The sequence below is a fragment of the Streptomyces sp. NPDC059740 genome (genome assembly GCF_042733155.1).
Classification (GTDB): domain Bacteria; phylum Actinomycetota; class Actinomycetes; order Streptomycetales; family Streptomycetaceae; genus Streptomyces.
Map to the genome: position 1 here is coordinate 51,020 of NZ_JBHWGP010000031.1, position 25,161 is coordinate 76,180.

Genomic DNA, 25,161 nt, shown 5'->3' on the forward strand with positions numbered 1-25,161 from the left:
AGGCGGCAGGCGGCAGACGCCGGTCGGCGGGCGGGGGCGGCACGGAACGGGGTGCCGGGGAGGGGGCGTGCCGCCCGGTTGCCCACCTCGACCAGCCGCACTCGCACCGTCGTCATACGCGTATTACGATGTCTTCGTGGCGAAGACACGCATCAGCATCAGCTTGGAGCAGGACCAGGCCGAACGCATCAGGCAGCACGCGGAACGGGCGGGCATGGACGTCTCGGCCTATCTGGTGCATGCCGCAACGCGCCAGATGGCCGAGAGCGATGCCATAGAGGAACAGTTCGCCGAGGTGGACGCACTCATCGTCCGGGCGGAGCGAGCGGCGGACGGGCTGCCCGCAGAACCCGCCCCGGAACCGACCGCGGAGCTGACGGAGCAGGAATGCCGCGATGTGGAGGAGGCCCTGGGGCTCGTCCACGGCCGCGACCGGCAAGGCCGCAGTCCGGGACACGCCGCGTGAGCGCACGGGTGCCGGTCTACGACACCGGCATGCTCATCGCACTCGCCGACCGCAAGGCGAAGGCGGTGGCCCTCCACGAGGGACTGCGCACGGTTCCGCACCGGGCGCTGGTGCTCGGACCGGTCCTCGCCCAGGTGTGGCGCCCCCAGCCGGCGCTGGTGCACGCCCTGTCCGGCGTCCTGAAGGACTGCACGGTCCCTCAGGCTCGTACGTCCGAGCCGCCCATGCGTGAGACGAAGGCGGGCCGTCCGGAGTGTCTGGCCTGCGCGACGGGCCCGGACCTCGCGGACTGGCGGCGCATCGGGACCGCTCTGGGGCGGGCGGCCCTGCCGGCGAAGAAGCGGCCGGACGCGGTGGACGCCTGGGTGGCCCTGGCAGCGGCCCGGCACGGCAGCTCGGTGATCTTCACCGCCGACCCGGGGGACATCCACGCCTACCTCACGATTCTCGCGCCGTCGGACGTGCACGTGGTCGCTGTCTGATGAGCGGGAGCCACGCTCGGCCCCGTCCAGGCGTCGCGCAGGCGGTGAACAAGCCGTCGGCAGGAGCGGGGCACGGAGCTCGGCCCTGCGCAGGCTCGCTCCGCGAGCGGGTGCCGAGGCGATCAGCTTGCAACGGCAACGGCCATCCAATGCCACGGCCTCCCCGCGCGCCGACCGCTGAACTCGCCCAGAGTCCTCCACCCGCTTCGCCATTTACCACGGCCGTGGTACTTGGCACGGCAGGAGCAGGTGCACAGGAAGCCCTGGGCGTTCTGGCAGGACGAGTTACACCTTTCACGTGGGTTGTACTCACGGCCGATGAGGACGCTCGGATACCTGCGGAGCAGCTCCCGGCTGATGTGGGGGAAGTGAGCGCTGGCCACCGTGCAGCACCCCTCGCGACTGTCCCACCGGAACGATCTATCGCTTCCGACCCAGCCGGACAGTTTCCGCTCGTGCTCCCACATCGTGTGAGCCGGAAACCAGACACCGAACCACCCTTTGGCGGGCAGGCCGATTGTAGGCAGGTGCTCACCCCGATAATTCGGCAGCCACTCAGGGGGCTTGAGGTACTCGGTCTCCTCCCGCAAGGCACGCCCGCGCCCTTTGTCCCTGCCCGTAGTCCGCCGGCTACGTCGAGGCCCGGGCCCCCACTCGACTGACACAAGTGCGGCGAGCTGACCGGAGGCATAGCAGGGGAAACGACTTATCGGCCTGTCATGGGCGACCACGCGCCCGTCCTGGTCGACCTCGATGGAGTTGCGGCACTTCAAAGACGTGCGGTTGAACCCTCCGTCGCCCACAAGCACCCCCTTGGTTGAGCTGATGTCTACCGTGCCTGCTGCCGTGTCCTGCCGGTCTCGGCTCGCAGCACGTGGGATATCGCGGACGGGACGTTCCGCGTGACCTCGCCCCGATGGCCTGGAGCGAGGTCACGCGGCAACCAGGTAGGCGCTGGACGCGCCGTAATCGACTGCGATGGCGGAGGCGAGGTGCTCGACGTACTTCAGTGCACCGAGGGTCAGCCAGGCGAGTTCTCGGACGTTGGCGGCGTGCTGGATGTCAGCCCTGGCCACGACGTCGGGGGCGGGCCAAAGGCGCGACGACCGGCCCTCACGGCCAGAGTGGCCATGGCGGCGTTGGCTCCACCACCGATCACAGCGCCGATACCGAACGGTGCCACTCGACCGAGAACGATGACCCCCTGCTTGGTCCCGTACTTCGTGATGAAGTTCTTTCCCAGGATCTTGTTGATCTGACGCAACGTCTCGACGGGCACCTTGGCGACAACCTGACGTCCCCAGTGCTGCCCCGTACGCTCGGCGACCTTGGTAATGGTGGCGGAGCCACTCCCGCCGAGCATGACCCCCATCACGATCGTTCGGCGGCGCTCGATCTCGTCGATGGGGACTCCGTGGACCTCGGCGAGCGAGAGTGCGAAGAGGGCGCTCAGTTCAAGGGAAGAGAGAGCCTCGCCTGCCGAGAGTGCCAGTGCGACTCCCGTGCCGACGCCGGGCGCGGCTGCGGTTCCTCCAACTGCAGCACCGGTTCCGGTCAAGGCGCTGACGTACATCCGCTCCAGATTGCGGATCACCTGTGCCGGCGTCGCCTCTGGGGTCCGTTGGCGGGCCCGCGCTATGTTCTTGCGCACCAGTAGGCTCTGGCTGTCGATTGCCTTGTCCAGGAGGTCGAGGACTCGCTGCCCACGTCCGTCTGCTGCCGGAACGGGTCCGTCGTGGGCATCTGTTGCCATGCCTTGAACTCCTTGGGTCGCTGGGCCCCAAGTCTCCCATTCAGGCGGCCGGTTCTGGGACCCTTTCCCCAACAGCACCCACGGGTTTCAAGCTTGGAGCCGTTGCGGTGGCGGTTCACCCAGACGTCTGGCTTGAACTCCTCAGTCATGGCCGAGGGTTGTGCTCAGCCGCGTGCCGCATTGCGGGTGAACCACGCCCGGCCGTCGCGGTCAGGTACGCCCGCTGTGCGTGTCCGGGCCGTGGGGCCACAGGCGCATTCGGCCCAGACCGTCTTGCCGCCGGGCGGATACGGGTCCGTGCCCCAACGGTCGGCCAAGGCGGCGACCAGGAGGAGGCCTCGACCCGACTCGGCGTCGGGGAGAGGGTCGACGTCTGCCGAGGCCGACAGGGACGGGAGTTGATCGCCACGGGCGTCGGTGACGGCGATGCGGAGGGTGCCGGTGTCGAGTGTGAGGACGAGGCGGAAGTCACGTCCCTGGACGCGGCCGTGCAGGGCGGCGTTGCCGGCGAGTTCGGCCACGATCTGTTTGGCGCGCTCGGTGACGCCGGGTGACACTTCCCAGGCGCGGAGCTGTTCGACGGCGAGCAGACGGGCGAGGCGTGCTCCGCGGCGGGTGGACGACAGGAGCTGGGAGAACATGCATACGGCTGCCGAGAGTTGGGGTGTGGCTGCGTTCACGAGGCCACGGTGACGGGCGCGCGGGGGCGTGTACCAGGCGCCTGGCCCGTACGGTACGTCAGCGTACGGGCACATTCCGTGGACGGTACGGGGCACGGTCCGTCACTCTGGGTGCCGTCTGGCGCAGGTACGACGGACAGTACGTGTACGGAACCGGAGGTGGCCGCGGATGACGGGCGGCATCGACATCGACAGCGTAGGCAGCGACCACGGCGGCGGCAACGGCCGCGACGGCAGTCATGACGGTGGTCCTGACGGCGACGACCTGGCCGCCTGTGAGCCGGACCGCGAGCCCGACCCCTCGGACAGTCTGCGGACTTGGGGTGCCGTCCAGCAGGCGCTGCGCGAGCACGCGGGGTACAGCAGGGCCGAGTTCGCGGACCTGGTGCGCTTCTCCAAGCACACCGTGGAGTCGGTAGAGCTGGGGCGGCGTATGCCCGACGAGGCGTACGTGGTGCGGTCTGAGGAACTCCTCGGGAACACCGGGGCGCTGCGGAAGTCGTCGAAGTACGTGACGCGGGGGCGGGGGGATGTGGGGCTCGCGGCCTGGTTCCGGGAGTGGGCCCGGCTGGAGCGGGTGGCGGTGAGTCTGTGTACGTATGAGTGCAGGCTGGTGCCGGGGTTGTTGCAGTCGGAGGGATACGCGCGGGCGGTGTTCGAGGGGACCGTTCCGGTGGCGCCGGACAACCAGCTGGAGGACTTCATGGTCAGGCGGATGGAGCGGCAGCGGATGCTGTTTGAGCGGCCCACCACGCCGTTCAGCTTTATCGTCGAAGAGCACGTCTTCCGGCGTCGGTTCGGGGACACGGAGCAGATGCGGGAGCTGTTCGACCATGTGCTGGAGCGGAGCGCACCACGCAACGTGACGCTTCAGATCGTGCCGCTGCAAGCCGGGCTGCACGCCTGCCTGGACGGTCACATGCGGCTTCTGGAGACCCCGAAGGGCCAGCGGCTCGCGTACTCCGAAGGGCAGCAGAACGGCCGCCTGATCTCCGACCTGAAAGAGGTGAGCCTGCTCTACCAGCGCTATGACACACTGCGCTCGCAGGCCCTGAACGCCAAGGACTCGCGGGGTCTGCTGGAGCGACTCCGAGGAGAGCTATGAGCACGACGGAACTGGCCTGGTTCAAGTCCAGTTACAGCGGCAGCCAGGGTGACGACTGCGTGGAGGTCGCCGTCACTGAACAGGCCATTTGCGTACGGGACTCCAAGGACGTGGCGCGCCCTCACTTCGCGGTGGGGCGTGAGGGGTGGTCGCGGTTCGTGGGGTTCGTAACGGAGGTTTGAGCGGTGTAGGCGTCGATGGCCGATGACAGGTGACGCGGGAGCGGTGCCGCCCGATCCCGCATCACACCGGCGTTAAACGCCGCGTACCGAGCCACGTACGCCCAACTGGGGCCGACCCCCTTCTCGTGCCCTCGCACTGGCCACGACCGGACTCTCAAATGGGATGGCAGAGTTCCGTCAGCTTTCGCGGCTTCGGCAGATGCCCGCGAAGTCGCAGCCGGCGCAGGACGAACACCAACTGTCCAGGCGGGGCAGTCGGTTGGTGCGCAAGGAGTCGGCAGCCTCGGTGACCCGCTTGCTGAGGTCGGTCATGACCTCGGGGTCCACCATTTCGCGCGTGTCACGTCCCGCCTTGTCGAGGTTGAGGACCTCTACGACATCCGCGTTCTGTCCCGTCAGCTCCCGGTACCCGAGCACGTACAGGTGCAGTTGGTCGCGGGTGAGGTTCTCGGCCTGGGCGCGCTCGCTCGACTTGAAGTCGACGACCGACGTCTCGTTCGTGTCCAGTCGCTTGATCAGGTCGACGCGGCCGGTGACGGTGACGCCGGGGACCGGGTGGATCTCGACGGGCTGCTCGGAGTATCTCGTCTGGTGCAGGGTCGCGCCGTGACGTTCCAGATAGCGCCGCACGGCCGTCTCGGCGGCGGGGCGGAGCTGGTCTGCCGCCGCTTTGTTCGCGAAGGGGAGGTTGAGGTGGCGGTCCACCAGGTCCGCCGCCTCCTCCGGGGCAGCGATGTCGCCCTCGATGGCCCGTTTGTGGATCTCCGCCATGACGTCGTGGAGCGACTTGCCGAAGCCGAGTTCCTTCTGCAGAGGCGAGTCGAAGCCGTACAGAAGGCGGAGCTTGAAGGAGTGCGGGCACTCGAAGAGGTATTTCAGGTCCGAGAAGGACATGACGACCTCGGGGATACCGCGCATGGGGGTTGGCGTGAGCCGTCCGTCGGGGGAAGGGTGGACCTCGCGGGTCAGGACGGTGTGCACCTGCGTGGCCTCGTTGAAGAAGTCCGAACGCTTCTTGCCTGTGCGCTTCTCCGTGGGGGCGAAGGAGAGTGCCAGGTACTTCTGGGCGCGGGTGACGGCGACGTAGAACAGGCGGCGCTCGTCCGCCTCGGTGCCCCGGTAGCGGGCCGCGCCCGGGACGAGGCTCTCTTCGACCACGTGGAATACGCCGAGTCCGCCCCGGCCGGAGGCGGGAAAGGTGTTCTTGCGCAGGGCGGGCAGAAAGACGGCCGGCCACTGCATGCCCTTGGCCTGGTGGACGGTGGCGATGACGACGGCGTTGGGCTGGGCGTAGCCGTTGTCCCCGTCGGACTCCTCGTAGTAGTCGGGGGCCTGGTACTCGACCCACTTGGCGAACGCGTCGAACCGCTGCTGGGGCTCGCTGGTGAGGTGGATGCGCTCGAAGTCCCCGATCGCGGTGGAGAAGCGACCGAGGTTGTAGTAGACGAGTTCGCCCCGCTCGCGCGGAACGCGCTCCTCGCGCAGCTCGACGGCTTCGAGGAAATCAAGGAAGACACCTTGGAGCGTGGTGGAGTCCCAGGGCTTGGACGCGTCCCACCGCATGGCCGCGGTGAGCACGGGGAGTCCGGCACGTACATCGGCCTCCGTGAGCCCGACGCCGGCGTCGACCCATGCGTCGATCACGTCCTGCTCGTCGGCCTCCCCCGCGACGAACCGGAAGCAGCTGACGGCCGCCTGGACCTCCGGTGTCTCGAAGAGCTTGGTCAGGCCCTTGATGACATACGGGATGTCGCGGCGTCGGAGCTCTTCGACGAGCGGGCCGGCGTCGGCCTTGACGGAGCGGAACAGGACGGCGAAGTCGGACCAGTCGAGTCCCCGGGGCTCGCTGCCTTCCCGGTCCTGGAACGGCACGCCGCGCAGCCGCTCCATGCGGTCCACGAGCCAGCCGGCCTCCGCCTCCGTGTCCGGGAATTCGAGTGCCAGCAGGTCGCCGCGGTCGAAGGTCTGGTGGCCGGCGGCCGTCATCGCCTTGCTGAGGCGTTCGCCAGGCGGAATCCGCTCGACGACGCGGCGCGCGAGGTCGACGATGGCGGGGCTGGAGCGGAAGTTCTCGTTCAGGGTGGCTCGGCGGACGCCCGGGTAGCGGTTCTCGATCGTGAGGATGTTCTCGACGGCACTGCCGCGCCACTGGTAGATCGTCTGGTCGTCGTCACCGACCACGCAGAGGTTCGCCCCATGGCGGGTGAGCCCGCGGATAAGCTGCTCCTGGACCGGGTTGGTGTCCTGGTACTCGTCGACGACGACGTACCTGACGGTTTCCTTGACGTGCCGCTGAAGGCTCAGGACGGACTCGTCGCCCTCGTCGTTGTCGTCGTTGAGCAGGACCGCGGCGTTGTGGAGGATGGCTGTGTAGTCGAAGTACGCGCGTTCGCTGAGCAGTCGCATGTACTTGTCGAGCCCGTCCGCCACGTCGGAGCGGAGCCCGCCCAGATCCACGTCGTCCTCCCGGAGGATCGACATGACCTGCTGGTACAGCTTGGAGTTGACCCAGCGCCGCAGGGGCTTCGGGGTGCCCTGGACGATCGCGTTCGTTGTGGTCAGCCCTGACTGGGTGCTGTACTTGTCGATGATCAGGCGGGTCTGCACGTCGTTGAGGACGTTGTACTTGAACGCCTCGGGCACGTGGCTGTGCAGGAGGTCGAGGGCGTAGCCGTGCATGGTGCCGATGTACATCTCGGCGAGGCCGTGCACCTCGCCGTGGAGTTCACGGATCCGCGTGTGCACACGCTCCTTCAACTCGCCTGCGGCCTTCTCGGTGAAGGTGAAGGCGACGATGTTCCTGGGCTGGACACCGGGCCGCCCGATCAGGCGGGCGATCCGCCGCGAGATCACCTCCGTCTTGCCGGAACCGGCGCAGGCGACGATGAGGAGGTTGTCGTCGTGGGTGTCGATGGCGGTGCGCTGTGCGTCCGTGAACTGCACTGTTCCCCCCGAAACTGGCTGTTGTGCTGATGCTGGTGCGGTGACGTGGTGCTTTCGTGTGGCGTGGTCGGTGGCGGGTGGGGTGCGTGCCGTGGCGGTACGCACCCCACCCGGTGGTGGTGTCAAATGTCGATGGCCTTGAGGACTTCGTCGCCGTAGTAGTTGACGACCTTGACGGCGATGCGTCCGGACTCGGGCTTGGGGAAGGGGCGGGACTTCGTGGTGAAGAGGGTGGACAGCGCCTCGTCGTCGATCTGGCCCTTGAGCGCCTTGCCTAGCCGCTCGTACGGGTTGAGCCCCGTGGACTTCCCGTTCTCGCCCGAGAAGTAGACGTGGCGCACGATGAATGCCTCGGCGTCGTAGTCCGTGTCGATGGACCACATCATGATGTCGTCAGGACCTTCGGCGCGGACGTCACCCGTCGTCGGGTTGTAGATGTCAAGGCCCTTGATCTCGGCGACGAGTTGGCCGTCGCTCGTCTCCGTCAGCTCGATGTCGGGCTCGCCGAAGACCGTGAACAGGTTGCCGGCGCCGGTGTTAGCGAGTTCGTCGCCCATGGCGAGGTCCGGATTCATGCGGACGTTGAGCACGGTCATCTTGCCGACGTGGCGTTCCTGGATGACGGAGAACTCGCCTCGCTCCTGGTTGATCTCGTTAGTCGCCTCGGTCGCGTTCGCGTCGAAGGCGAAACCGAGGATGAGCAGAAGATCGATCTCGCCGAACCGGAGCGCCTCACGGGCCGCGTTCTTGATGAAGAGGGAGTCGACGGTTCCGTATTCGGGACCGAGGGCGATACCGACGCGGGCCGGTGTCCCCTCCTCGGCATCCTTGCGGATGCCGACGGCGGTCAGTATCCGCCCGGACACCGGTTCGACCGACTCGAACTCCAGCCGCTCGTTCCGGTAGCCGTTCTGCACGCCGGCCTTCTTGACGTGCTCCAGGATCGTCTCCTCGTACGAGGCGCCGGACGGCATCATCTCGGCGGCCCTTTCGGAGGCGGGAACCTCCTGCTCGGAGAGGACGCGGTGTGGCGACAACGACTCCACGGTGAAGGCTCCGGCGACCCGAACAGCCTTCTTATTCTCGTGTGGCTTATCCCAGATAGTCTCGACCTTAGCGTTCCTAAGGATCGCCTGATCGACTTTTTCCTTAGATAGCCCTTCGCGAATATCGGGGCAATTAGCGATCGTGCTTGGCTGAATTCTCGGCACTTGCAGTGTTACGAACCCTTTGCGTACGTCGCCCTTGGATGGTGAACGATCCAACGGGGTCCCGTAAAGTTCGCTGATCTTTTTCTTTCCCTCGGGAGAATCGGCAAGTAGGTAAGCCGGAAAGGTGGCTCCCATGAGTCGGTGTCGAGCTAGGGAGATGGCCACCCGAGAAGTGTCGACGGTTACCCATCGCCGCCCCCACTGCTCAGACACGAAGGCGGTGGTTCCGGATCCGCATGTAGGGTCGAGTACAAGATCACCAGGATTTGTTGCCATCAGGATGCAACGCTGAACGATGGCTTCGTTGGTCTGCACGACGTAAGTCGGATTGGATGCTCCGACGAACCCTGCCCAAAGGTTACCGATGGGTTTGTAGGGGAAGTCGTCTGCGAAGCTAAGGTAGCGCAGCGTGTTACCGAAAGGCAGTACCCTGCCCACGGCGATGAGTCGCTCCAGTGATTCCTTTGGCGTGCCCCACCAGCGCTTTCCAGAGGTGTAACTCTGCCCGTTGAACTCGATTTCATACTTGGAACCTGGCCCAGGCTTGGTGAGTGAGATCGGCCGGAAAAGTCGTCCGTCAGGTAGTGCTACCTTTCCGGATCGCTCTTCAGAGGTGACGCGCCTGTAATTGCCGTCCGAAAATTGGATATGATCGAATCCGGCTTCGAGTGCATCACCTCGCTCTTCGTACAGGGAATGGTACTTGACGCGCTTCGCGTCTCGCGCATACCAGACCAAGTAGTCCACGCGTGAAGGAATCCTCCTGGTTGATTCCAGGCCTGCAGCTGCCTTGGTGAATGGAATGAGGGATACGAAATTTGTGGGATCGAATACCTCATCCAAGATGGAGCGAACCAAGTGGACATTCTCATCGCCGATTTGCACGAAGATGGAACCTGATTCTGTCAGCAGTTCTCGGGAAATCGAGATCCGATCGCGCAAGTATGTGAGATAGGAGTGGATTCCTAGGTCCCAAGTGTCGCGAAAGGCGTGAATCTGTTCCACTTCTCGCGAGACTGATGCGATGTCATTGTCTCTGACCTCGCGAGAATCTACTGAGACCTGCCAATTCGAATTAAACTTGATCCCATAGGGCGGGTCAAAGTAGATCATTTGAACCTTGCCCCGCAGATTCTCCCGCTCCGCAAGGCTCGCCATCACCTGAAGCGAGTCACCCAGGATCATGCGGTTGGTCCAGTTCATCTGGTGGTTGTACCAGTCAACCTTGTCCAGCTCATCCGGGATACCGTCGTCGAAGAACTCGCTACCGAAGAGCGAGAGTTCCTCCCCAGCGCTCTCACCTCCCGCGCTCTCCCGGGGCCTCTTCGTCTCGTCCATCAGCTGTTTGACGAGGTAGCGCGGTTCGATCCGCTCTTGCCGGAAGATCGGCGGCGCCGGGACCTCCAGGTCCTCGCGGTCCTGCTCGTCCTTGCCCTTCCAGACAAGCTGGGGGTCCTTGGCGAAGTCCCGCTTGCCGCGCCAGGTCATGGCAGCCTCGACCGCTTCCGTGACCAGGTCGAACGCGTCCGCCGTCGGGTTGTTCACTCGTGTTTCCTCATGCTTTATGGCCTGCACGGCCTTGGTGCTGTTCGCGGCGGTCTTCGCACTGCGCTTCCGGGGAGCGGCCATCGTGCTTACTTCCCTTCCTCGTCGTTGTTGCCGTCGTGCTGCTGCCGCTGCCGGGATTCGCCCTCGGCCTCGCGCGCCGCGCTGAACAGGTCGTCGTCCCAGGGGTAGTCGTCGTCGCCCCAGTCCGCTTCGTTATCGTCGCTCTTGAGCCTGTCCACGCTCTTGAGCCCTTCCTCGTACAGACCCGTCAGCGCCCCGTCGCCGTAGAGCGCCTCGATCGCCGCCGCCAGGCCGGACTTGAACGTGGTCGGGTTCTGAGACAGCTCGACATAGCCCCACTTGCCGAAGCCGCCGTGGTTGTTCACGGCAGCGCACCACATCCGCGCGGTCTCCGCCTTCACCGCCCGCTTGCCGGCCGACTTGCGCGAGCCCGAGACCTCCACGATCAGGTGGCGCTGCTCGTCGTCCTCGTCCCAGGGCTTCAGCCGGACGATGAAGTCGGGCAGATACCGGTGCGTGCGTCCCGCGAAGAGATAGGGGATCGCGAACTCCAAGTGGTCGTTCTTGACGTACGACTGCACGTTCTTGTTGCCGTCGAGCAGCGTGGCCAGGATCTGCTCCCACGTGTTGCCGTCTATCCCGTCGAGCACGACGTAGTTCACCGGCGACTTGTCCTCGTCGGCCTCGTAGACCGCCTTGGTGGTGTAGAAGTCCACGTTGTCCGTGGAGCCTTCCGGCGCATAGCGCGCGAAGATGGGCAGCACCTTGGACGCGTTGTCGCCTTCCTGGCGGTTCAGCGCGGCGAAGAACAACTCAGCGGCCCGCTGCCGTTCCTCGGAGACCTGGGAGATGATCGCCAGGGCACGCTGGTTGTCCGTGCCGACGCAGTGTGTGATCCAGTCCTTGGCGAGCCGTACCAGGTTCGGGAACATCCACGGTTTACGTCCGAGTTTCGGATCCTCCAGCAAGTCCAGTGCGTGTTTGGCTAGTTGGAAGGAGACCTGCTGCACGCGGATGCCCCGGCCATCGACCAGCGTGTGCCGGGCCTGCTCTCCGACGATGCCCTCCACATCGGCCCGCGTGGCGACGCCCTCGTCGACCTTGAACGGCTCCGCTTCGGTGAAGTCCGCGTAGAACTGCGCCTCCTCCACCTCCACCCGGTATCCCTCCAGGCGAGGGAAAGTGATGCGCAGGTCCTCCCGGTCCCTCATGGCCCGGACGTGCTTCGGCTCCGGTCGAGGCTTGGACTTCAGCTCCCGGTTCGGATCGGTCTGGATGAACTGGAACGGGATGCCGTACACGTCCGCGTACTCCGGTTCCAGCAGCCCCTCCTCGTTGACCGCGTACGAGATGCGGCGCAGGCCGCGGCCCACCACCTGCTCGCACAGCAGGTGGCTTCCGAAGGCACGCACGCCCAGGATGTGCGTGACCGTGTTGGCGTCCCAGCCCTCCGTCAGCATGGACACGGACACCACGCACCGCACGTCCTGCCCGAGTTTGCCCTTCTTACCGACGGTGTTCAGGACCTCGCGCAGCAGGTCGGCGTCCTTCAGAGCCTCCACGTCGCGGTCCGGGAACCGGGTGCGGTACTCCTCCTTGAACGCCTCCAGTTCCTCGGCCGCCGCTGCTTTGAACTGGGCGTCGAGCTGGGGGTTGTCGGACTCCAGCTGCGCCGAGTCGACCAGGATGGTGCGCGGGACGGCATAGCGGCGGCCCTGGGCGTCGTAGTTGGAGAAGTGTTCCAGCATGCCCGGCTTGCCGAGACCGTCCGCGTCCGGGAGCTCACGTCCGGCGATCTGGTCGTACACCCACTTCGAGACCGTCGTGTTGTTGCAGACGATGATGAACACCGGGGGCGTGGATCCGGTGCCCCGGGTCTCCTCCTCCCACCGCGCGAACGCCTGCGCGTAGTTCCGGTACAGGCTGTGGGCGGCACCTTCCAGTACCGGGGGGAGCGTCTTGTCCGCGAGCGTCTCCGGCTTCTGGGCGCGCGTCGGCATCTTGTCCCTGATGTGCTCCCACAGGTTCAGGTACGAGACGTCCTTGTGTTCCGCGTCGTCGTCCACCGGTACACGCGGGATCTTGACGAGGCCCGACTCGATGGCGTCCAGGAGTCCGAAGTCGCTGACCACCCACGGGAAGAGGGTGCCCTCCGGGTAGCCTGAGCCGTTCAGGTAGAAGGGGGTCGCGGAGAGGTCGTAGACGGTCTTGATGCCGGTCTTGCGCATGATGTGGTTCAGACCGTCGAACCACTGACGAGCGTGCTTGTTCTCCTCCTCGGCCTGCTTCTTCTCCTCCCCCTTCAGCTCGTCCAGGGTGACGGCCCCCTCCAGGGCGGCCCCGCGGGTCTGGTAGCAGTGGTGAGCCTCGTCGTTGAAGACGATGATCTCGCCCTTGCTCCCGCCCAGATCGCGCAGGACCCGGTTGACCATCATGGCGGGCGTCTCGAGGAAGGGGTCGTCCTTGGACCTGGCCAGGAGCAGCTTCTTGGTCTTGGACGCGAGTCCCTGACCCTCCCGCGTCGTCCGGAGCATGAACGTGTGGTAGTTGGTGATCGCCACCTGAGCCTGACCGAGCGCACCCCACAGGTCTGCGGGGACGATGTCCCGCTCCTTGTAGTAGTTGTTCGGGTCGGAGGGCATCAGCACGCGCAGCCGGTCCCGGATGGTCACACCGGGCGCCACCAGGAGGAAGCGCTTGGCGAACCGGCGGTCCTGCGGGCCGGCGACCTTGTTGAGGGTGTTCCAGGCGATCAGCATCGCCATCACCACGGTCTTGCCCGCGCCCGTCGCCATCTTCAGGGCGACTCTGGGCAGGCCGGCGTTGTGCTCCTGATTGGCCTCGTCCAGGTGGGCGCCGATCCACGTCTTGCCGAGCTTCGTGCCCACCTCGGTCAGGTAGATGGCGGTCTCCACGGCTTCCAACTGGGCGAAGAACAGCTTCCGCTCCCGGGTGCCGTCCGTCCAGTACTTCAGAAGACGACGCGTCGTGGGCGTGATGTTCGGATAGCCCGCCTGGCGCCAGCGGGAGACCTCGGCTCGGATGTTGCCGATGACGTCCTGGCCCTTGCGCTCCTCCAGGATGCCGTCGAGAAACAGCTCGTGCTGGACGCCGGCGCCGGTCTTGCGTCCCTTCCTGGCACGCGGTACAGGCATCCAGGTCTCGCTCGGGCGGCGCCCGGCAACCCGCTCGCCGGTCGGCTGGCCGCGCTGGTCCAGCTCCCAGTGCCAGGCCGGTTCCGCGTACGGCGAATTGATGATCGGGTTCTCGATCACTGCTGCCATGTTCTGGATATCTCCCTCACGCCACGCCTTCGTGGACCGTACAGCCTGCCACCGACAATGACCCCATTCGTGCCATGTTCACGCCGCCCGCACCCGGTGCTCCCCCCGCCCCAAATGCCCCATAACCACCTGATGTGCCCGCCACCCATCCGGAAACTTAGGCGGTACGTCCAGGTACACCGGGCTGCTGCGCGGATGCCGGTCCAGCAGGTCTCGGATGCCGGCGCGGGCCACCACGATGCAGGCGAAACGGTGCCGGGAGAGCAGGACGCACAGGCGGCCCGTTTCCAGATGGAAGGCGGAGGCGTCCTGGCGGCCGGAGAGCGGGTGCCAGACCAGGGTGACGTCGAACTCGCGGCCCTGGAGGCGGTTGGCGGTGTCCACGGTGATGTCGGTCAGGCCGCGGGCGGCGAGGCGGGAGCGGACCGCGTCCGCCTGCACGGTGCGTGCCGTACCGATCGCGATGCGGTCCGCGGTCAGAAGTTCCCCGTTGACCAGCGCGCCCCGTTCCAGCAGCCGGGCCGCCGTCGCCGCGAGGGCGTCCGCCACCTCCGGGTCCTGGTCCAGGGTGTGGCGGGCGGGGAGTTCCAGGTGGCCCCAGCCGGAGTCGGCGGCCCGGGCGAGGACGTCGTCCAGTGGGGTGGAGCCGTGGGACAGGCTGGCGTACGACAGGACGCGCTCCGGTGCCGTCGTACCAGGGACGAACCGGTAGAAGGGGTAGAAGGCCCGCTCGACCAGGGGTGCCGCCGTCTCCGGAAGGCGCCAGGAGACGGGGAGCTGGTGGCGGAGGAGGCCGGGGTTGTGGGCGAGGGTGACGTCGACCGCGTTGCGCAGGGGGTCCCAGGTCAGGCCGTGCCAGCGGTCGGACTCCACGGTGGCGAAGGGGTCGAGCTGGCCGGGGTCGCCGACGAAGAGGACCTGCGAGTCGTCCTGGGCGAACAGCGGGGCCGTCGCCAGGAGCCCGTCCGAGCGCATCTGGTACGCCTCGTCGACGATGGCCCACCGCCACGGCGCGCACTTGTCCGGGGTGACGAACGACCACTTCTTCGCGGTGGACACCACGACGGGCAGGTCGCGCAGGTCCGTCACCTGGCTGCTTCCGGTGACGTTGGGGTGCCGGGTGACGCGGGGCGGGAGGACGTGGCCGCCGGCGTGGAGGCGGCCGAGGGCCAGGCCGGGATGCTCCCGCGCGATGCGGTCCACCAGGTCGTCGACCTGCTCGTTGGTCTGCGCGACGATCATGAGCTGGTGGCCCGCGGAGGTCAGGTGGCCGGTGGCCTTCACCACCAGCGTGGACTTCCCGGCCCCGGGAGGCGAGTCCACCACGACGCCCCGGCCGGGCGCGGTGTCGAGGCTGGTCAGGATCCCCGCGACCGCCCGGTCCGCGCGTTCGCCGGGAGTGAGGGCTTCGGGGTCCCCGCTGTCGGGAAGGAGGGCGGTCACTCCCAGGTCTCCTCTGCGTCCTCGTCGGTGGGTTCGTACGGCTGCGGCGGACCGCCGTGGGTCCAGGGGGTGTTCTCCTCGTCGGGCAGGGCGGACGGCATGGCCGTGGGGTTGAGCGTGGTGTAGGTCAGCTCCTCGCCGGCCTCCGCGAGCGTGCCGGCCGGTGCCGGCGGTGTGCGCTTCCTTGCGAAGCCGCCCTTGAGCTGGAGCACCACGGTGTGGCTGCCGTTGTCCTCCTGTCTGACTTCGAGGATGCGGGCCTCCTGGCCGGGCCGGGCGGGGGACTTCACCTCCGTGCCGACCGCCAGGGCGACGCGGGTGTCGGTGCGGAGGACGATCGTCGGACGCCACACCTGGGATCCGGGACGGTCGCCGGGGACGAAGCGGTCCTCATCCCTGGCCGTGACCGTGCCCGTGAACGCCTCGCCGGTCAGCTCGTACTCCGCCATCACCAGCGGGTCGTCGTACGCGCGTTGCGCTTCATAGCGGGTGACCGCGTCCTCCAGCCGGGCCAGGCGGCGGGCGGCTCGGACGGCCTGGTCGCGGCGGGCCTGCGGGCGGCCGTCGGCGTCCAGGTACTCGGCGTACTCGGAGAACCAGCGCCGGTCGAGGGCCCAGCGGCCGGGGACGTGGGCGCCCTCCGGCAGCTCGCGGAGCAGCTCCACGCCGCGCCACATCAGCCGCCAGGTGGGCAGCATCTGGCCGCTCAGCTCACGGTCGATCTGGCGGCCGACCGCCTCGCGTCCGCGGTCATCGGACGCCTCGTCGTAGCGCGTCATCAACTCGTGCAGGGTCCGGTCGAAGACCGGGTCCGTGGACGGACCGGCCGGCGGCCACACGGCGGGGTCCTCCGCCTCACGCGCCGCCCGCGCGCCGTCGCTGCCCGCCGGCGGATCGATCCACGCGAGCAGGGACGCGAGGTGGGAGTCCTCGGAAGAACTCTGACCCGTGGCCCAGTTGGCGGCGAGCAGCCGGGTCATCGCGAGCATCACACCGGAGTCCGGGAACTCGGCCAGGTCCGCGAACCAGGTCAGCCACTTGCCGAGGGTCGGCACGGACGGGTCGACCGCGTACGGCCCCTCGGTGGCGCGCAGTCTGGTCAGCCGACCGAGCAGGCGCACGTACGCGATGCCCTCGCCGTTCGGGACGAGGAGCTGCGGGGCCCGCCGGCAGCGCAGGCGTTCCTCCTTCTCCTTGCCGCGGCCGACGGTGTAGGGCTCCGTCTCCGTCCGGCACCCGTCGATGTACGCGAGGAGGAGGGCGGCAAGGCGCTCGGCGAACCGGAAGCGTTCGGCGCGGTTGCGCGGCTGGTGGACGGTCAGCAGGGTCGGGTGCTCGGGGTCCGTACCCGCGAGCGCGGCCAGGGGCGCGCACGCCTCGCCGGCGAGGGTGAGCGGCACCAGGACGAACGGCTTCTCGTCCAGGTGCTGGTGGCGGACGGTCGTCAGCGGTTCGGCACGGCCGGTGCGGGAGGCCGTGAGCGTCGCGACGGTGGACAGAACGCTCATGCGGCCCCCCGGCGGAGTCGGCGCAGCCGGGCGGCGGCGCGCAGCAGGTCGGCGGCTTCCGCCTCGGCCTCTCCAGGGGCGGCGACGCCGTCCAGGTAGTCGAGCGCGGTGCGGGTGGAGTCGATGCCCGGCAGGTCGTTGCGCACGCCGCTGCCCAGGCGGGCCGGTGAGGCGCATCCGGCGGCCTCGTCGCGGCAGTAGCGCGCCATCTCGCAAAAGGACAGGCAGGAGGGTGTGTACGACGCGTCCAACGCCTCTATGGAAGAGGAGAGTTCGTCCGCGCTTCGGGTCGTGTCCAGGGTCGCCGTCTCGGGGAGCCGGGCCGCGAGGTCCTCGGCGCGCCGCAGCCGCGAGAGCTGGAACTGGAGGGCGTCGAGTTCCTGCCGGAGGTCGATCAGGCGGCCGTAGGGGCGGTTGGAGAAGTCCTTGGGGCAGACGAGCAGGAACTCGTGGGAGATCTGCTCGGTGGGCAGGCCGGCCGTCTCGAAGGCGCGGTGTAGCGCGAGGATGTAAACCGCGGCCTGCTTGGCCGTCTCGGCGACGGCGGTCGGATTGGCCTGGCCGTCGATCGCCGCGAACGAGCGGATGAGGACGACGTGGAACTTTCCCCCGATGCGGTGGGTGAGTGCGTCCGGCTCCAAGTACGCCGTCTGACCGGCGACTTCGAGGGTGAGCACGGGACGGTCGAGGATGAGCCGTACGTCCTGGCCGGAGGCCACGTGCGCGATGAGGCGGCGGGTCTCCCGCTCGCGCAGGTGCAGGGCCGTGTTGCCCCCTACCTCGTTGAGGTCGGTGACATGGGCCTCCGCCACGGGAACGGAGAGCTGCTCGCGCAGCAGCCGGATGAGCTCGGCGTAGCTGCCCCACTTCACGAGGCCGTGGAACGCCTGTTCGCGGGCGAGAGCGAAGGGGGACTGGCCGAAGCGCGGCTCGTATCCGACCTGCTGGGCCAGCAGCGCCTTGTCCACACCGGCGGCGTCGAGGACGGCGCGGCGGGCGCAGGCGGGATTGGCGGTCAGGGCGGTGATCTTACGGGCGGTGTACGGCTGAGGGGGCTGCGGTCCGCGCAGCCGCGCGAGTCGGTTGTCGGGAGGTTCAGACTGCTGCGAGGGCATCGTCTCTACTTCGGGAACGTCTTCGGGTACGTCTTCGGGAGCTCACCGGCGTGCGAGGCGTCTGACGTCATCGCCGTCGTGAAGGGGTCGTCAGGACAGGGTCCCACTCGCGTCGCGCAGGGCGTCACGCATCGGTGCCGCACCGAACAGCTGCTGTACGTCGGAGAGTTGGGTACGGGCGCGCTGCGCGGGCGCTTGCCGCTGCTGGTCGTCCTCCTGCTGGTGGACGGCCGCTTCGGCGTGGGCGGCCGCGATCACGCGGGCGGGGTCAGGTTCCGGGGCCGCGGCGTCGTAGGCGCCCGGGATCGTGAGGGCGAAACGGCGCAGCAGCCGCCAAGCTGCGTCGGGGGCCGGATGCCCCGCGGTGGTGAGTCGCTGGATCTGCTCGGCGGTTCCCACCGCGTGGGTCAGGAAGTCGGCACGCGGGCTGAGCGGGCCGATGATCCGCCGCTCCACGGACCAGGTGGACAGGGCCAGGAGTCCGCGTGCGGGGACCAGGCGGTCGTGGGTCAGTGCCGCGCAGATGTAGTACGGGCGGGCATAGCCCTGTGCGGTGAAGGATCGCTCCTCGTCGCGGCGCAGGGACGCGAGTTTGGTGGCGACCAGCGACTCGGTGAAGAACGCCTCGTACGTGGACGAGATGAGCTTCGGGGAGGCAGGGGCGCCCAGCAGGGTGAGCGCCTGGTGGACCTGTTCGCGGATCGGGATGGAGCCGTGCGTCGGGCGCTCCGTGCGGCGTGGTGCGCCTGTGGTTGCCGACGTCTGCGGGGCCGGGGGCTCGGCCGGGAGTGCCTCACCGTCCGGTTCCGCCTCGGTCTCGAGGGCATGCTCCCAGGCGGCCTCGGCCTCACGCAGCGCGCGACGGATACGCGCGGTTTCGGCCTTGTCCCGTGCGCGCACGGCACCGCGTAGCTCGGTGCGCAGGTGGGACAGGCGCTGCTCGAGTTCCTCCAGTGATGCCGCCATGCGGGGCAGCTTAGCGCAGCAACCAACCTATGCCAAGAACTTCCAATGAGTTCCAAGATAACCTGCTACGGTCGAATGCGGCGGCGCACCCGGCCGGACCGAAGGGTGCCGTCTGTTCCGAGACAAGGGGGAGGCAATGAGTCACGACACGACGGCATGGCGCAAGCCGCACTGGCTGACCGGGAACGACGGCCTCGTGCGCGTGGGGCCCGGTACGGGTGGGAGCGAGGAGCACACTTGCCCCTCGCACGCCGCCGCCAAGGCCCGGCCCGGTCTGTGGCCGACCCGGCCTCTCCGGCTTCCGAAGCCGGAGCTCGAGACGTTCACCCTCGGGCCGGTAATGGACGCCGTCGACCGGGTCGAGTTCCACGGTGAGACACCCGACCAGGCCCTGGCGGGGCTGCGCTCCCGCACCTCCGCGCTCCACCCCGGTCACCTGACGTATGCCGAGCACGCCCTCCGTACGTACACGGAAGCGTGCACCGGCGACGGTGAGCAGCGGCTGCGGCCGGTCCGCCCTTACTGGGTGGCCCAGCGGGAGAACGGCAAGTTCTGGGAGATGTACACCTGGTGGCGCAGGTACGAGTCGGCCGACGGACGCCTGCGCGAGTACCGACGGTTGCGGCACGGCGAGGCCAAGGACTCCGAGCCCGGCGAGATCGCCATCGCTGTGTACGTGGCCGTTCACGGGCGCCAGGCGGCCTGGCCGCGGAAGTGGGCGCGCGCGTTCCAGCCGTATGGCCCCACAGCCCGGCCCGAGCGGGTGCGTGTCGTCGAAGTCGGGCTCTCCGACGGACGGCCGCGCGTGCAGTTCGATGGGACGGCCGAGGAAGCCGAGGCCTACTACGCCGAGCATGGGCACGCGCACGTGGCGCGTGTCGTGGCGGGCGGCAGGCCGGCACCCGGCTCATCCTGCGTGGACTGCAAGCAGTTCACGGGCTGCGAGGCCGTGCCGCGCAGGCCGGGGGTCCTCGGCCTTCCCTCGCGGGTGGCACCGCTGAGGAAGGTGTCGGTCAGCGATCTGCGCTATCACGCGGCCTGCCCCGCACAGGGGTTCCTCCGTTCTCTGCACCTGCCCAAGTCTGACGAATACGGCAGCGCGGCCAGGCTCGGCCAGGCGGTGCACGGCTGGATCGAGAAGCTGCACCGGCGCCCGGAACAGCCGCCGTGCGCGGTCGGCGACATGCCCCCGGCGGGCGAGAACTGGACAGAAGGCCGCTGGCGGGTCTCCGACGAGGACGCCGCGACCGGTCGGGACATGCTGCTCCACCACGTCGACGCCTGTCCCTTCCAGGACGCCGCACTCATCCAGCGGGTCGAGCCCGAAGCCCTCCGAGTCGTCCACGACACCGCGGCGCAGGCCGTCGTCATCGCCAAACCCGACCTGCTCTACCAGGAGGACGGCTCGTGGGTGTGGCGGGAGCTCAAGACGACACGGAAGCGGCGCCGCCACCACGAGGACCTTCTCGACACCTACCCCCAACTCGCCTTGGCGGTCGCGCTCCTGGCTCAGGGTGCGCTGGGCGGCGATCCGGACGGCTCGCGCGTCGAGGTGGAGATCCTCCGGCCGGACGGTTCCGATCCCCACGTGATCGACCCGACGGACCCCGGCCGACAGCGGAAGGCGCTGTCGGTGCTGCGGCGGTACGCCGGCCCGTGGCGGGAGGACGAGACATGGGACGCCCGCCCCGGACCGCATTGCCGGTCCTGCCCGGTCTCCCGGTGGTGTCCGAGCGCCGCGCCCGACGGCGCCGTCGCGGGAGAGGGGGAGTCGTGACCACGACCGACATGAGGGAGGCACGGTCCGAGGACGCCGTCGGCACGGACGAGGGGTTGCTCCGACAGATCGCCAGCGCCCTGGCGTGCCTGTCCCGGCAGCGGACCGTACCCAACCCGGTCTACCCGGCGAAGGTGCAGAACGCGTACAACCGCCTCGTCCTGCACTGCCTGCGCCGGGGCGAGGAACCGCCGGGCAGCGTGCCGCAGATGGTCCGCTGGGCTGGTGAACGGCCGCTGATCGAGTGGCCGTTGGAGCTGCCGCCCGACAACTTTCCCGGAGCGGCCCTGCTCGTCGATCCGGAGACCCGGCTGCCGCACCAGCTGTGTCTGGAGTGGGAGGTGAGCGCGGCCGACCCGGCGGCCGAGCTCTTCGAGAACGAACGCATCCGGGAAGCACTCGCCGTGTGCCGTGCGGCCAAGGCCCCGCAGGCCTACACCGCGTTCCGGGCCCTGCTCACCTCCAGGCCCGTGCTGACCGGCGCCGAGCTGGCACTGCTCGGCGGCGATCCCGACTGCGGAATGCTGCTGCACGACGTGATCAAGCGCTGCTACGAGCCTGTGCCCGCCTCCTATCTGAGGCGCGGCACGTACCGGCAGTGCGCTCGCTGCCGCTGCCTCATGGTGCCGCTGCTGCACGGCAGCCACCGCTGCGAACTGGACCGGTGCCGCCGCGACGGCACATCGGACGAAGGCACGCCGCTTCGTGCCGACAAAGGCGGGGTCTTCCAGCTCAGCCGCCCCCTGCGGATGTTCATCACCAGCCCCGGGCTCGCGGAGACCGATCTACAAGCCGCCCTGGAGAAGAAGTTCGGAATCACCGCCGAGATGTGGCCCAACTACGACGCGTACGACCTGCGCGTCCCCCTGTCTGAGCGACGGCACTGGGCGGTGGACGTCAAGGACCGGGTGAACCCCGTTCTCCTGGCGCGCTCCCTCACGCCGTTCAGGAACGAGCCGCCGTACGATCGCGCATTCCTCGTCGTGCCCCGCTACCGCTTCCGCGACAACGAGGCGTATGGGCGGCAGTTCCGCCGAAACCTGCCGGAGGACCTGGCCGATCGGGTCACCCTGCTGGACGACCAGGCCTTCCTGCGGCTGGTCGCCGACGAGATCTCCACCCCGCGTGACAAGGCGGGGGACCCGCGTACCGAAGGAGGACGCCGTGCGTGACCGTAGGGGATGGCACCGGCGCTGCTCGCCGCAGCAGCTCACCGAGGTGTGGCCGGCGAACCTCGGCAGCTTCCGCCCCGGCGACCTTCTCGACGTCGAACTGGGCCTGTATCTCTTGCAGGACGTGACGCCCACCCGCACGGCCGCCGATGTCTGGCCGCTGTTGGGCGGTTACCCGTACAGCGAGGTGTTCGGAGACGTTCGCAGCGACGAACAGCGGCTTCGTGTTCTACGCGCCCGCCACTATCTGTGGGACATGCGGCGACGGCACGCCTGGTCGGAGGCGCTGATCGACTACCTGAAGGTCCCCCAGCACCTGCGCGGATACGACATCGACGGACCCGGCTCCGTACCACGCCGTCGCGAGCCGTCGCGCGCCGCACGCCGTTTCGAGATCTTCGAAGAACTGCTCAGCACCGCTCCGCGGTTCGCGACGCGGTCCATTCCGTTCGCCGAGGAGGGAGAGCACACCTTCCGGGTGCAGGACCGTACCCACTCCGTGGTGTTCGACGAGGAACTGCTGACGGACACCCTGCCGCGTGCCCACGCGCTTGACGCACCACCGGCCGGGCGTGGAGAGCCCGTCGACGTCACCTGGGAAGAGCTCGAGAAGGCCGCCGACGAGATGGACGCCGTCGAGGCGACGGCACAGGGGCCGCGCAACGGCTGGGCCGGGCGGCTCCGGCGGGTGAAACTGCTCGTGCGCGACGCGGAACTCGGCCGCTTCACAGAACAGGGACGGCTGAGGATCGACCGGCTGCTGCACCTCGTGGGGATGGTGGGAGCCGGCAAGTCCACCCTCCGGGACATCCTGACCTACCACCTCGTGACCCGGACACCCCGCCGGGTCACCATCGTCGTCGGCGATGTGGCCGAGACGCTCGCCGTGGTGGAGCAGTTCGACCGGCTCGGTGTGCGGGCGGCGCCGATCCTCGGGCACTCCACCAGGGAGCGCAACATCAACCGGCTGCACCGCCGCACTGCCACGGCCGGCGCCGCCACCATGCTCGGGCACGACCACGCGGGCTTCGCCTACCTCAGCAGCGCCTGCCCCGTCGACGTGCTGCGCGGCCTGGAAGCCCGCCGCCCGCTCGGCGTCCGTGAAGCACCGTGCATCACGCTGTACACCGTCCCCGAGCAGGAGGCCACGGACGGCGATCCCCTCCTCGACGAGGAGTACAGCACGCAGCGTGACGCACAAGGCCCGAAGCCGCAGCGGAGACTGTGCCCGTTGTGGAACCGCTGTCCGCGCCACCGCGGGGCTCGTGATCTGGTCGACGCACAGGTGTGGGTCGCCACCCCGGCCGGTCTCGTGCACAGCTCCGTCCCACTGCACCAGCACCAGGAACAGCTCCGGTACCTCGAACTCGCGTGCCGACTCAGCGACCTGATCATCGTCGACGAGGCCGACCGGGTGCAGATGCAGCTCGACACGGCCTTCGCGCCGGCCAGCACTCTGGTGGGCAAGGCCCCGAACTCCTGGTTCGACGAGGTCGCCGTCCACAAGTTCCAGCAGATGGCCCGGGATGGCCGGCTCCAGCTGTCCGCCCGTGACGTCGACGACTGGACCAACGCCGTCAACACGGTCAGCGCCGCCACCGACCGCCTCTTTGCCCTGCTCGTCAAGGACGACAAGCTCAGGCGATGGATCAGCGTCGATTACTTCAGTGCCTTCACCCTCCACAACCTGCTGCTGGACAGCTGGTTCCCGGGGCGGAAGGAGGGCGAACGCCCGCCTGCGGCGGCCCGGACGCTGGACGGTGCGCTCGGCCGGTTCCGCGACGACCCGCTGCACGAGCAGCAGAGCACGGGAGACGACGATGAAGTGACACCCTTGGTGAACACCTTCGTCCACCTCGCCCTGGAACTCCTGCACGCGCCCCAGGGAGCACGGACGCGTGAGAGGCTGCGCGACACCCTCACCGACATCGTCGGAGAGGACAGCACGGTGCTCGCGGACGCCGACCTCCAGGCCCGGCGCTGCGAGTTCACCCTGCTCCTTTCCGCTCTGCATAGCCGTCTCGACTTCATGACCACGCTGTGGCCGCGCGTCGAGGCCGCCCTCAATCTCGAGAGCGCCTCGAACGTGCTCTCCCGCAGGCCCCCCAAGGACTACGAGGCGGTCATCCCCGAGTCGCCCATGGGTAACGTGCTCGGCTTCCAGTTCCGCCACGACGACCGTGAGCGCGATGGTGACCGCAGCGGTGAACTCCGCTTCTTCCACTGCAACGGCGTGGGCCGCGAACTGCTCATGCGGCTCGGTGACCTGTGCGCCGTGGACGGCCGCCCGGGCCCGCACGTCCTGCTCATGTCCGCAACGAGCTGGGCGGGCACGTCGAGCAGGTACCACGTGCACGCCGACGTCGGTGCCGTTCTGCGTCCTCACGACGAGGAAGTCGAAGCCGTCCTGGGCAGCGAGTTCCGCAAGGAGTTCTTGTACTGGCCCGGAAACGACCGGCCCAAGCCGCTGCGCCTGTCCGGCTGCGACCCCGAAGAACGGCCCCAGGCCCTTCTGCACATGCTGCACCAGCTCGCGGTGCCCGACCGGAGTCTGCCCGACGCCGAGAGCATGCTGGACGCCGAGCTGAAGGAGATCGACGATCCGGACCGCCGCCGCATCCTGTTGCTCGTCGGCAGCTACGACGAGGCACGTCGGGCCGCCGAGTACCTCAACCAGATCCCCGAGTGGAACGGCCGCGTCACCCGACTGGTGTCCGACGACGCGGACTCCGACACCGCCTGGACCCGGCTGCCGGAGGACGCCGCCGCACGGACGCTGCCCCGCGGTGACGTGAAGGCTTTCCCTTCGGTCGGCGGCGACATTCTCGTCGCGCCGCTGCTCGCTGTGGAGCGGGGACACAACATCGTCCTGCGCGATGGCAAGGCGGCCATCGGCACGGTCTACTTCCTGGCACGCCCACACCCTCGGCCCGACGACATCGCGCTCGCCATCCAGTCCATCAACGACTGGGCCGTACGCCAACTCCGGGATGCTGACGGATCCTTCCGGCAGAACGCGCTCGCCGCCGCCACCCCCGACCAGGCGGCTGTGGCGTTCCGCAGCCGCGCACGCCGTCAGTGGAACCGCTTCCTCACCCGGCGCCTGGCCTGGTCCAGCCTGCGGGACGAGGAGAAGACGGCGTTCACCTGGGACCAGCTCGTCGTCATGTGGCAGGTCATCGGTCGTCTGGTGCGCGGCGGCGTGTCGGCCCGGGTGGTCTTCGTCGACGCGGCTTTCTCTCCCAGAGAAGCCGGATTCCAGGACACGGACACCCCAGACACCAGCCTACTGGCGAGCATGCGTGAGGTGCTCGCCCCCTTCTTCGAGGACGGGAACACGGCGGAGCGGCACCTTGCCCCGATCGACAAGTCCCTGGTCCGTGAGCTGTACGAACCGCTCTACCGCGCCCTGGTGGACATGGGCTGACGGCATCCGTCACCACACCGCACCCCCGACGTCTTCGCGTCGCGTCCGAAGACTTAACGCCTTGCTCCGAGGAGAACC

Annotated in this window: 16 protein-coding genes; 7 read left to right on the forward strand and 9 right to left on the reverse strand. The window is 68.2% G+C overall.

Going from position 1 to position 25,161, the window contains the following annotated elements; translation table 11 throughout:
* Nucleotides 1-136: 136 nt before the first annotated feature.
* Both ACFV3R_RS27135 and ACFV3R_RS27140 read left to right on the forward strand, forming a co-directional pair.
* Entirely contained in the window at nt 137-466 is a 330-nt protein-coding gene (locus ACFV3R_RS27135; protein ID WP_385588529.1) for a plasmid mobilization protein, read from the forward strand.
* Nucleotides 463-948 (forward strand): hypothetical protein, encoded by a 486-nt coding sequence (locus ACFV3R_RS27140; RefSeq protein ID WP_385588531.1) that lies wholly within the window; start codon nt 463-465, stop codon nt 946-948. Before ACFV3R_RS27135 ends, ACFV3R_RS27140 begins: the two co-directional genes overlap by 4 nt.
* Before the next feature lie 1,021 nt (nt 949-1,969).
* On the opposite strand, the gene ACFV3R_RS27145 is transcribed toward ACFV3R_RS27140, so the two are convergent.
* Together ACFV3R_RS27145 and ACFV3R_RS27150 are read right to left on the reverse strand one after the other, a co-directional pair.
* A complete protein-coding gene (locus ACFV3R_RS27145; RefSeq protein ID WP_385588535.1) occupies nt 1,970-2,701 on the reverse strand; it encodes a hypothetical protein in 732 nt (243 codons plus the stop codon).
* A gap of 164 nt (nt 2,702-2,865) precedes the next feature.
* A complete protein-coding gene (locus tag ACFV3R_RS27150) occupies nt 2,866-3,381 on the reverse strand; it encodes an ATP-binding protein (protein WP_385588537.1) in 516 nt (171 codons plus the stop codon).
* Between the two features lie 169 nt (nt 3,382-3,550).
* On the opposite strand from ACFV3R_RS27150, the gene ACFV3R_RS27155 reads away from it, so the two are divergent.
* On the forward strand, nt 3,551-4,486 hold the full coding sequence (locus ACFV3R_RS27155) for a Scr1 family TA system antitoxin-like transcriptional regulator (RefSeq protein ID WP_385588540.1): 936 nt from the start codon (nt 3,551-3,553) through the stop codon (nt 4,484-4,486).
* Nucleotides 4,483-4,668: a DUF397 domain-containing protein gene (locus tag ACFV3R_RS27160; protein ID WP_385588543.1), complete on the forward strand. Its 186-nt coding sequence runs from the start codon at nt 4,483-4,485 to the stop codon at nt 4,666-4,668. The genes ACFV3R_RS27155 and ACFV3R_RS27160 overlap by 4 nt, the downstream gene beginning before the upstream one ends.
* A 177-nt stretch (nt 4,669-4,845) precedes the next feature.
* Here the strand turns inward: ACFV3R_RS27160 and ACFV3R_RS27165 are convergent, their stop codons facing one another.
* From ACFV3R_RS27165 to ACFV3R_RS27195, 7 genes are all read right to left on the reverse strand, one after another.
* Nucleotides 4,846-7,611 (reverse strand): ATP-dependent helicase, encoded by a 2,766-nt coding sequence (locus ACFV3R_RS27165; RefSeq protein WP_385588546.1) that lies wholly within the window; start codon nt 7,609-7,611, stop codon nt 4,846-4,848.
* A gap of 122 nt (nt 7,612-7,733) precedes the next feature.
* Nucleotides 7,734-10,367 carry a site-specific DNA-methyltransferase gene (locus tag ACFV3R_RS27170; RefSeq protein WP_385588549.1) on the reverse strand — a complete coding sequence of 878 codons (2,634 nt, stop codon included), beginning with the start codon at nt 10,365-10,367 and terminating at the stop codon, nt 7,734-7,736.
* Between the two features lie 89 nt (nt 10,368-10,456).
* Nucleotides 10,457-13,675, reverse strand: coding sequence for a BPTD_3080 family restriction endonuclease (locus ACFV3R_RS27175; RefSeq protein ID WP_385588552.1), 3,219 nt, complete (start codon nt 13,673-13,675; stop codon nt 10,457-10,459).
* 78 nt (nt 13,676-13,753) lie between these two features.
* A complete protein-coding gene (locus ACFV3R_RS27180; RefSeq protein ID WP_385588554.1) occupies nt 13,754-15,118 on the reverse strand; it encodes an AAA family ATPase in 1,365 nt (454 codons plus the stop codon).
* Complete coding sequence (locus ACFV3R_RS27185) at nt 15,115-16,626, reverse strand: hypothetical protein (RefSeq protein ID WP_385588557.1); 1,512 nt, start codon at nt 16,624-16,626, stop codon at nt 15,115-15,117. The genes ACFV3R_RS27180 and ACFV3R_RS27185 overlap by 4 nt, the downstream gene beginning before the upstream one ends.
* Nucleotides 16,623-17,741 carry a hypothetical protein gene (locus ACFV3R_RS27190; RefSeq protein ID WP_385588560.1) on the reverse strand — a complete coding sequence of 373 codons (1,119 nt, stop codon included), beginning with the start codon at nt 17,739-17,741 and terminating at the stop codon, nt 16,623-16,625. The genes ACFV3R_RS27185 and ACFV3R_RS27190 overlap by 4 nt, the downstream gene beginning before the upstream one ends.
* Before the next feature lie 90 nt (nt 17,742-17,831).
* Complete coding sequence (locus ACFV3R_RS27195) at nt 17,832-18,707, reverse strand: hypothetical protein (protein ID WP_385588563.1); 876 nt, start codon at nt 18,705-18,707, stop codon at nt 17,832-17,834.
* Nucleotides 18,708-18,843: 136 nt separating this feature from the next.
* On the opposite strand from ACFV3R_RS27195, the gene ACFV3R_RS27200 reads away from it, so the two are divergent.
* The 3 genes from ACFV3R_RS27200 to ACFV3R_RS27210 are packed head-to-tail and all read left to right on the forward strand — an operon-like array spanning nt 18,844 to nt 25,083.
* Nucleotides 18,844-20,484 (forward strand): PD-(D/E)XK nuclease family protein, encoded by a 1,641-nt coding sequence (locus ACFV3R_RS27200; RefSeq protein ID WP_385588566.1) that lies wholly within the window; start codon nt 18,844-18,846, stop codon nt 20,482-20,484.
* The gene (locus ACFV3R_RS27205; RefSeq protein WP_318295290.1) at nt 20,481-21,656 is read left to right on the forward strand and encodes a hypothetical protein; all 1,176 of its coding nucleotides are present in this window, start codon (nt 20,481-20,483) and stop codon (nt 21,654-21,656) included. Before ACFV3R_RS27200 ends, ACFV3R_RS27205 begins: the two co-directional genes overlap by 4 nt.
* Nucleotides 21,649-25,083, forward strand: coding sequence for a signal recognition particle (locus ACFV3R_RS27210; protein WP_385588570.1), 3,435 nt, complete (start codon nt 21,649-21,651; stop codon nt 25,081-25,083). Before ACFV3R_RS27205 ends, ACFV3R_RS27210 begins: the two co-directional genes overlap by 8 nt.
* Nucleotides 25,084-25,161: the final 78 nt, after the last annotated feature.